6 protein-coding genes are annotated in these 8,074 nt (G+C 64.6%); all 6 read right to left on the bottom strand.

Going from position 1 to position 8,074, the window contains the following annotated elements; all coding sequences use genetic code 11:
* Positions 1–49: 49 nt before the first annotated feature.
* The 6 genes from CcI156_RS23105 to CcI156_RS23080 all read right to left on the bottom strand — a co-directional run bounded on the left by CcI156_RS23105 (position 50) and on the right by CcI156_RS23080 (position 6,894).
* Complete coding sequence (locus CcI156_RS23105) at positions 50–427, bottom strand: DUF5825 family protein (protein ID WP_023841533.1); 378 nt, start codon at positions 425–427, stop codon at positions 50–52.
* Entirely contained in the window at positions 424–2,271 is a 1,848-nt protein-coding gene (locus tag CcI156_RS23100) for a RiPP maturation radical SAM C-methyltransferase (RefSeq protein ID WP_254847580.1), read from the bottom strand. Before CcI156_RS23100 ends, CcI156_RS23105 begins: the two co-directional genes overlap by 4 nt.
* Before the next feature lie 139 nt (positions 2,272–2,410).
* A complete protein-coding gene (locus CcI156_RS23095; protein ID WP_076808219.1) occupies positions 2,411–3,499 on the bottom strand; it encodes a histidinol-phosphate transaminase in 1,089 nt (362 codons plus the stop codon).
* A gap of 129 nt (positions 3,500–3,628) precedes the next feature.
* On the bottom strand, positions 3,629–4,582 hold the full coding sequence (locus CcI156_RS23090) for a 2-dehydropantoate 2-reductase (protein WP_035734526.1): 954 nt from the start codon (positions 4,580–4,582) through the stop codon (positions 3,629–3,631).
* Between the two features lie 61 nt (positions 4,583–4,643).
* Positions 4,644–6,158 (bottom strand): cytochrome P450, encoded by a 1,515-nt coding sequence (locus tag CcI156_RS23085; RefSeq protein WP_076808216.1) that lies wholly within the window; start codon positions 6,156–6,158, stop codon positions 4,644–4,646.
* Between the two features lie 121 nt (positions 6,159–6,279).
* Positions 6,280–6,894 carry a hypothetical protein gene (locus CcI156_RS23080; protein WP_076808214.1) on the bottom strand — a complete coding sequence of 205 codons (615 nt, stop codon included), beginning with the start codon at positions 6,892–6,894 and terminating at the stop codon, positions 6,280–6,282.
* Positions 6,895–8,074 lie beyond the last annotated feature (1,180 nt).

Genomic DNA, 8,074 nt, shown 5'->3' with positions numbered 1-8,074 from the left:
ACGCGCGGCGCCCCGAACGACCACTAGAGACGATCAAGAGCCTTGCTTGCTAACCGACAACTTTGCCGGGGCCCTGCACCTTCCCCGGAGGCGGTAGGTGATCGAGTATCCGAACCATCCCCATCTGGTCCGGGCTCAGGCTCAATGACCACGACAACCGCACTCCGATCGAGGAGCATTCGCGAACCAGCGCGATGCTTCGCGCGGTCACGTCAGCCGGGAGTCCTGACAGGTCGACGGCCTCAGCCAGCCGCACACCGGCGACGGGCACACGCCGCAGAAGCGATCCCAGTTCGTCAGGAGCAGGGAGCCCGGTCCAGTCCGCACCGAGGACCAGCACCGCGGCGCCCGGTCGCCCGCCCGCCGGGCGGCGCCCGTGGCGGTCGGCCAGCGCCCTGAGTCCGTCGATATCCAGCAGGGCGCTCATCGGGATGCCGCGACCTCTCTGCCGTCGACAAGCTTCCGGCGGTACGGGTCGACCTCGAGCGCCAAGCTCACGTAGCGCCCTTCGTCCTCGAAGGCGAGACCGCGKTCGACGAAGTAACGAAGGATCTTCCGGGCTTCCTCGTCGGTCACGACTTGGCCGCCGTCGGCGAGCCGTCGGCGCACGCCCTCCCACCCGGCTCCCTGGAAGAGACCGAGGTATACATTGCTTTGCAGCTCGTCCAACTCGATGACCTCTTCAGGCCAGCTTGCCCGCTGGTCCTCGATGACCACCCGGCCCTGGTCGTCGATCCAATACAGAAGCGTGCTCCTTGGATAGGCCTCGGCCCAGTTTCTGACTGCCTGCTTCAGGTCGTCCTCCAGCGGCCCCGCGATCCCTCGCGTACTGCCGTCGAAAAGGTAGACGAGATCATACAACTCGCCTTTTGGAACATTATAGATAAGTTCATAGAAGCGCGCCGGCGTGCGGAACATGAATCCAAGGGAAGGATCATCGAAATAGGGACTGAACCTCTCCAGTGCAATGCGCCACGCGCCGGTTGGCGGCTGGAGGTGTTCCAGTGATGCCATTTTCCTCAGCAGGCTCTGATAATCTTCGTCGGTCTCCCCAGGGAATCCGTACAGGATGTTCCAGGTGACGCTCAGGCCGAGATCCATGCCATCTCGCAGCATACGCACGTTGTGCGCCGAACTCACGCCCTTTTCCATCAGCCGAAGCACGTGGCTGCTMAGGCTCTCGATGCCCGGCTGGACGAAGAGCACGTTCGCGTCCCTCAGGCGGCCCAGCTGCTCGCGGATCATGTTCGACTTGATCTCGTAGTGAATCCTCAGATCACAGTCGAGGGCCGCCAGCTCCGGCATCACCTTATCGATGTAGCCCATGTCGAGAATGTTGTCGACCATCACCACGTCGAGAACGCGGTGCCTCGACGCCAGGTCCCGGACCTCGTGCGCGATGCGTTCGGGAGCCTTGCTCCGAAAGTTAATGTTCGATCCGTTCAGGCCGCAGAAGGTGCACTGGTGAACTTCGCCCCACCAACAGCCACGGGATGTCTCGAGAACCGCCATCGGCCGGATGCCGGGGCCGAGCGACGAATTCTCGAGCGCCTGGAAGTAGCCGTCGTAGTCGGGGGCTGGCACCACGCCGAAGGGCACGGACGACTCGGCGGGTGGGTTCGTGACCGTCATCCCGTCGGACCGCCAGCTGAGGCCGGGTATGTCGGCGACACTCGCACCTGCGGCGACACACCTCAGCAGCGCGGGCAGCGACCGTTCGCCTTCACCACTGATCACGAAGTCGAGCTGATCGAAGTTCCGGTGCAGGGCCGGCCCCTGCGGCCCGTCGCAGTTGCTGCCGCCGATCACCGTGAGGACGCCCGGCGCGACTCTCTTGATCTCCCTCGCGAGCGCGAGTGACGGAACGTTCTGCATGAAAGTGCTGGTGAATCCGACGATGTCCGGTGGATCGGCGGCGATCTCGGCCGCCAGCTGCCGGATGAACGTCCGGGAGTGTCGCTGCATCTCGACGGGAACCTCCGCGTCGACACCCTGCGCGTCGAGAAGCTGCGCGTACTCGTCGACACGGTAGCTCGCGACGTCATACAGCGCGGGAGCGAAGACCCAGTCGCCGACGCCCTGAAAGACCTGGACCGCCACCTTGCCGTAGTCCGCCACGCCGATGGCTCCGCCGCTAGCGCACATCAGGTGCTCAGCCCACCGGAAGTTTCCGTACAACTCGTCCACGGACCAGCCGGGCGCCTGTTCGCGGACGGAAGGCCCGAGTACTCCCAGCGCACTGGACGGTGTGTCAAGTCCCTGCCATGGCATGGCGATAAGGAGAAGCCTCATTAGATTCCCACCTCGAATTTCGGTCGCTAGAAAGACACGGCGCGCTCGTGCGCCGAGACGCCCACGCCCGCGGCGCCGGCAGGATCCGTTGCCGGCCGAGCCGGAGATGACGCGGTCCTCACACCCAGATCGTGGGTACGCCTCGGCCAAGGGACCTCAGGAGGCTCTCCTGTGCTTCCGGTGCTCCGACGGAGATCCGTACGCCATACCCCGGATAGGGGCGGACCCTGATTCCTGCCTCCGCCAGGTCCTGCGCGAAGGAGTCGGCCGCAGCGGCCAGGGGGAGCCAGACGAAGTTGGCGCGAGAAGGCAGCACCGGCAGACCCGACCACCGGAGACCAGCGGTCAGTTCGTCTCGCGACACGGTCACCGTGTCCAGGCGACCGCGTAGCTCACCCTCGCTGTGCAGGGAGAGGATCGCCGCCTGCTCCGMGATGTGGGTGACCCCAAAGGGAAGACCGGCCTTGCGGACGGTCACCATGATCCGCTCCGGGCCCGCGGCGTAGCCGATCCGCAGGCCCGCTAGCCCGTAGGCCTTCGAAAAGGTCCGGAGCACGACGATGTTGCGGTGCCGRCTGAGAACATCCGGAGTACCCGKGGGATTCTCGCCGCGATCGAACTCGACGTAGGCCTCGTCGAGCACCGTGAGGACGTCGCCCGGCAGTGAGCGCAGAAAGGAGTCCAGACGATGGCGATCAATGACCACGCCGGTTGGATTGTGGGGAGAGCAGAGAAGAATCACCCTGGTGCGCGGGCCGACCCGCGCACGTATCTCGTCCAGGTCGTGATCACCGGTAGACGTGAGCGGAACGTGAACGCTCGTGGCCCCGCTGATGGCGACCAGGAGCGGGTAGGCGTCGAAGCCCGGCCACGCGTAGATGACCTCGTCGCCGACGCCRCACAGTGCGAGAAGAATCTGTTGGAGTACCCCGGCGCTTCCGGGGCCCACCGCCACCGCGTCTGGGGAGACGTGCAGGTGCTTCGCGATCTCCTCTGTGATGGTCCGTGCCGTCGGGTCGGGGTAACGGGCCAGCCGGCTGAGGCCATCTTCGATGACCGAGAGCACTGTGGGCAGTGGGGGAAGCACGAGTTCGTTGCTTGACAGGTCGAACCGCCCGGGCTCGTTTGCCGCCGTGTTCGCGGGCTCTGTGCTCCGATAGGCCGTAACGTCCCGCAGCGGGTCACGGCCGGCGAATCTCACTTTCACCGTTTGGGACTCCTGAGATCACGAGGGAGCATCGCCTGCGTCCCTGCACTTCTGCTGGTACCTGTCCGCTGTGCTCGTTGACCCTCCTCCCGAATCCCGAGACCCCGTGCAGAGGTTGGGCGGCAGGGTCTAGGCCGCTTCGGCSGCACGCGACTCTCGGATGGCGAGCAACTCGTATAGGAGTTCGTGAACCGGCGCGCTCAGACCTGCGTCGTGGGCCAGCCGGACAGCGGCCCCGGTCCACGCGTCCAGCTCCGACCGCCTACCGGTCAGGATGTCTCGCTGAAGTGAGGTGGTGACCCCGGCTGATTGCCTGTCCACCAGTCCCATCGCCGTGTCCACGGCGTCGTCGGGCAGGAAGATTCCCAGCCCGAGACCGGCCTCGTAGATCTCCCGCATGCCGGCGATCAGGAGCTGGCGAGTACCGCTCCGAGAACGGAGTTCGCCGATGGTCGCGCCGCCGGTGGCGGCTCCGAGACTGCCGACCGGCACCACCATCAGGAACTTCGCCCACAGGGTGGCCCAAATATCGTCAGGCTCGGTAACCGTCACCTGGGATTCTCGGAAGAGCTCACGAAGGCGCGTCACCTGCCTTGATGCCTGGCCGTCCCACGCGGTGAAACTTACCTCGCAGGTGGTGCCGGCGTGTCTAATCTCGCCAGGACCGGCCATCGTCGCCGCGATCCTTATCGTTCCGGGCAGCACGCGACGGCGGCCAATCCTCGCCGCGACCTGGCCGGGAGCGTCGACCCCGTTCTGCAGAGTGAGGACCGCGGTATCCGGGCCGACCATKAGGCCCAGCGATTCGACGGCATCGGAAAGCTGTCCCGTCTTTACGCAGAGCAGAACGAAGTCGACTCTTCCGATGTCGTCAGGGTGGTCGGAGGCGCTTACATCCGGCACCGACCAGCAACCTGAGTCATCCATTACCCGCAGCCCGTTCTTCTGGAGCGCGGCGAGGTTCTCGCCCCGGGCGAGGAACTCCACCTCGTGACCGGCGCCGGCCAGGCGGCCGCCGAGATACCCACCGACCGCGCCCGCGCCTACCACCGCGATCCTCGGTCCGCCTGCTCGTGCCGTCATCGCTGATCGCTCACGGGAGACGACCGGCGGGGGGTAATTCCGCGGCCGTGGCATACGGTGCTCATCGCGGCAACCGCTCCCGGACCCGGATGGGGAGCGCTCTGAGCCCCCGGCTGAGCGAGCTGTCGGCGAGCCACTCCACCTCGTCCTGACGGACTGCCAGCTCGAATCCTGGCAACCGGCGCAGCAGCGTTGTGAAGGCGATGTCTCCTTGAAGCCGGCCGAGGGGGGCACCAACGCAGAAGTGCGCGCCGTGGCCGAAAGCCAGATGGTGGTTCGGGGATCGGGTGACGTCGAACCGCTCCGGCTCGTCATATGCCTCCGGATCGTGCCCCRCGCTGGACAGCGAGAGATGCACGAAGCTCCCCCTGGGAATTTCTGTTCMGGCGAGCCGCATGTCCTCGACGGCGACCCGCATGGATGCCCAGGCGGCCGAACCCTCGAAGCGCAGCATCTCCTCGACCGCGGCGGGAATCAGCTCGGGAGTGGTTCGGAGCAGGTCGAGCTGGCCTGGGTGGCCGAGTAGCAGAGCAGTCCCATTTCCTATCAGGTTCGCGACCGTCTTGTGGCCCGCGATGAGCAGGAGGAGAATGGTGGAGAGGAGTTCGCGTTCACTGAGTGCGTCACTGTCTGCCGCCCTTACGAGCTCACTGRGCAGGTCCTTCCGCAGATCCGTGCGGCGTCGGRCCACCAGCCGGGTGAAGTAGTCGGTGAATTCCTCGGTCGCGGCCTTCAGCTCGGACTCCGCGTGCTGGAAGGGATCCTGGCTGAGAATGTAACCCCACTCGAGAAAGAGTGGTCTGTCCTGGACAGGTATCCCGAGATACTCGCAGATGACAGTGAGTGGAAGCGGCAGGGCAAACGCGCCGAGGAGGTCGATCTCACCGGGCGCGGGGAATGTGTCGATGAGATCGTCGACGACATCCTGGATGCGGGGGCGGAGGTCGGCGATCGCGTTCGGCAGAAATGCCCGGCTGATCGGCCTCCTCAGCCGGGCGTGGTCGGGAGGGTCCGCGAATCCCAGGTTACGCACCATGAGGAGGCTGCTGGACAGAGCCCTGTCGCGAAACCTGGGAGGTAGGTTCTCCGCTTCCTTGGACAGGCGCGAGTCGGTGAAGGCCTCCGCCACGGCCCTGTGGCCGAGAACGGCGTATGCCTCACTTCCCGGAGGATAGTTAATCTGGTGGACGGGGCATTTCGATCTGAGCTCGGCGTTCGTCGCGTGCGGTGATGGGCCAGGATTGAGGAAGAACTCCGAGGGCAGAACCTCTGGCACCTTCGGCTCCTGGACCGCCGGACGAATGCTACCTCCCGCCACTGCAGGTATTATCCAGACCACGTCACTTTCCTCGACGCGGGTCTCGAGATTTTCCAGGCCTCTGATGTCGTTGTCATTTCGATAGACGTTGATATACCGTCGGACCGACCCCTGGCCGTCCATGATCTTGTCGATGAGCCCGGGCAGGCACTCGTTCAGGTCGGCGAACACCTCGCGAATGTTCTCGCCMTTGGYAGCGACCTGCCGCTGCCCGCCGGACAGCGCCCGGAAGGYCGCTGGTATCTTGATGGTAACCATGGGCGGTGGAAGACCCTCGCGAGCGCCGTTCTGCGTTCCGTTCATCCTGTCTCCTCCTCTGGCCTGTACCGAGGCCACGCGATTGACGCGTCGTGTCTTCCGAGGCCGCCGCGGTGGACCGTCATCCCAGTCCGAACTCATCCCGGATCTGCGACGGGATGTGTAGGTCGAGCTCTGCGCACCGCTCTGGCCCTGCTTTCCATGCGGCGACCCGGTGTGYGAGGCCCTGACGGCCCGCGTGGACATACCAGATCAGGTTGACCGGCCAGGAGGACTGACGGAACAGGTACTCATCCATCCGGGTCKRCYTCTCGCTCAACCGCTGCGTCCGCTCATGCTGAGGTCCGATCTCATGCCAGTTCGGATGAGAATGAATCGAGCCGATCAGCTCGAGACCCGCCGCCTCGTGCTTTTTCACCGCCTGAAAGACGTCCTCGCCGGAGCACCAGAACCCGCGGCCGGGGTTCCTGTACACGTCGCCGAACTGCGGTGCGATTACATCTTCGAACTCGGCTATCACGTCCGCGTCGCTGTCGCGCACATTCTTCACGAATTYGATGTCGCCGATCGTGATCCCGTGGCGATTGTCGACACCGAACAGGAGGCCGGAGGCACGCGGTAGATGAGWTGGCACACCATCGGCGTTCCTACTCGCCAGGCACCGCTGATACTCCTCCACCGCGTGGTCGACGAAGCGCTTCGCGGGTTCGGGCTCGATGTAGGCTTCGTTCGACATCCTCGTGATCATCCCTGGGCTGGCCGTCCTGTCCTTCGGTTMATGACCTGGAGTACGCTACGTGCTGGTGGTTGAAGCCTACGTACGATGATCTCCGGCCTCCGATCAGCCGATTAGCTTGTCCGGATTCTTGTTCCGGCGTGACCAGGTCTTCCGTGCCTACCTGGTGAAGAGTTCCCGAGAATGGGGTGCACGAATTCAGGGCATCGGAAAGTGAAGACCTCCGATGGTCTATTCGGGCGGTACGAATTGACGCGTCTTCTGACGGTCAGTCGAYGCCTAGCGACACGCTACACCTGGCGATGGCGCATGACAAGGCCAGCGCAATGCTCGACTCATCGAGAGGCGGGAATTGCGATCTCTTCCGGCTACTGAAAGTAAACGCGGTCCGTGACCCTTTGCGCATCCCATTAAGCGGATGTCGATATCTTCCGGCACGTCGATATCGGTATGTCGAGGGCCGACGCCGCAGCTAGCCTGGGCCGACTCCCGGGCTCTGATCGTCGCGTCCCCTCTCATCGATGGCGTATAGATGAGAGCTTCCTGTAGCTGCCTGCGGGCTCCGGTGACCTGTGATGTCATCAGTAGTAAGCAATGAAGTTCGAAGGGCTCTGCCTTCGGTCGGCGTCAACCTTGGGCGTCGCCCTCGTCTGGCGAGTAAGGTGCTTCCGCTGAACGCTCGGGTCGTGAAAGTTCCCACTGAACTTTCCTCACCTTGTGAATTGGGAATGTGTGATTTGGACAATTGCCAGCCACTGTTTCGACGCCTTGCTCRTATGGGTGGCCGGATGGCCKGGCCGGGAGGACGCAGATCCTCTCCACTGCTGATCCGGAGTAGAGGCTCCCGTTGACCGGTCCGGAGCSGGCCCGTTCCGCCGGCTGATCYGGACGGCGGCCGACCGCGGTGCGACGACGGAGGCAGACGGCTGCTGGCTCGGCAGTGTTCGTCCGCGGCTGCTGGTTCGCCCGTCGCTGATCGCGATCTACGGGTTACCAACCTGATCCGGCGTCCAAACCGGCCGGCTGCTCTGGGTGTTTCGCTCGGCGGACGCCCGGATCGGCGACTCGCCAGCCTGGTTGCTCACGCCGGCCGCTACCCGGCGACGGTGGACCGACCAGGTGCCGAGCGTGGGCGGCATCCAGTCCCGATCTGATCCTCGTTGGCGGCACCGTCCAAGAA

The organism is Frankia sp. CcI156, from assembly GCF_001983015.1.
In the GTDB taxonomy this organism is placed as follows: Bacteria; Actinomycetota; Actinomycetes; order Frankiales; family Frankiaceae; genus Frankia; species Frankia casuarinae.
Note: the sequence above shows the minus strand (reverse complement) of the source record. Positions and strands in the feature narration are given on the sequence as shown.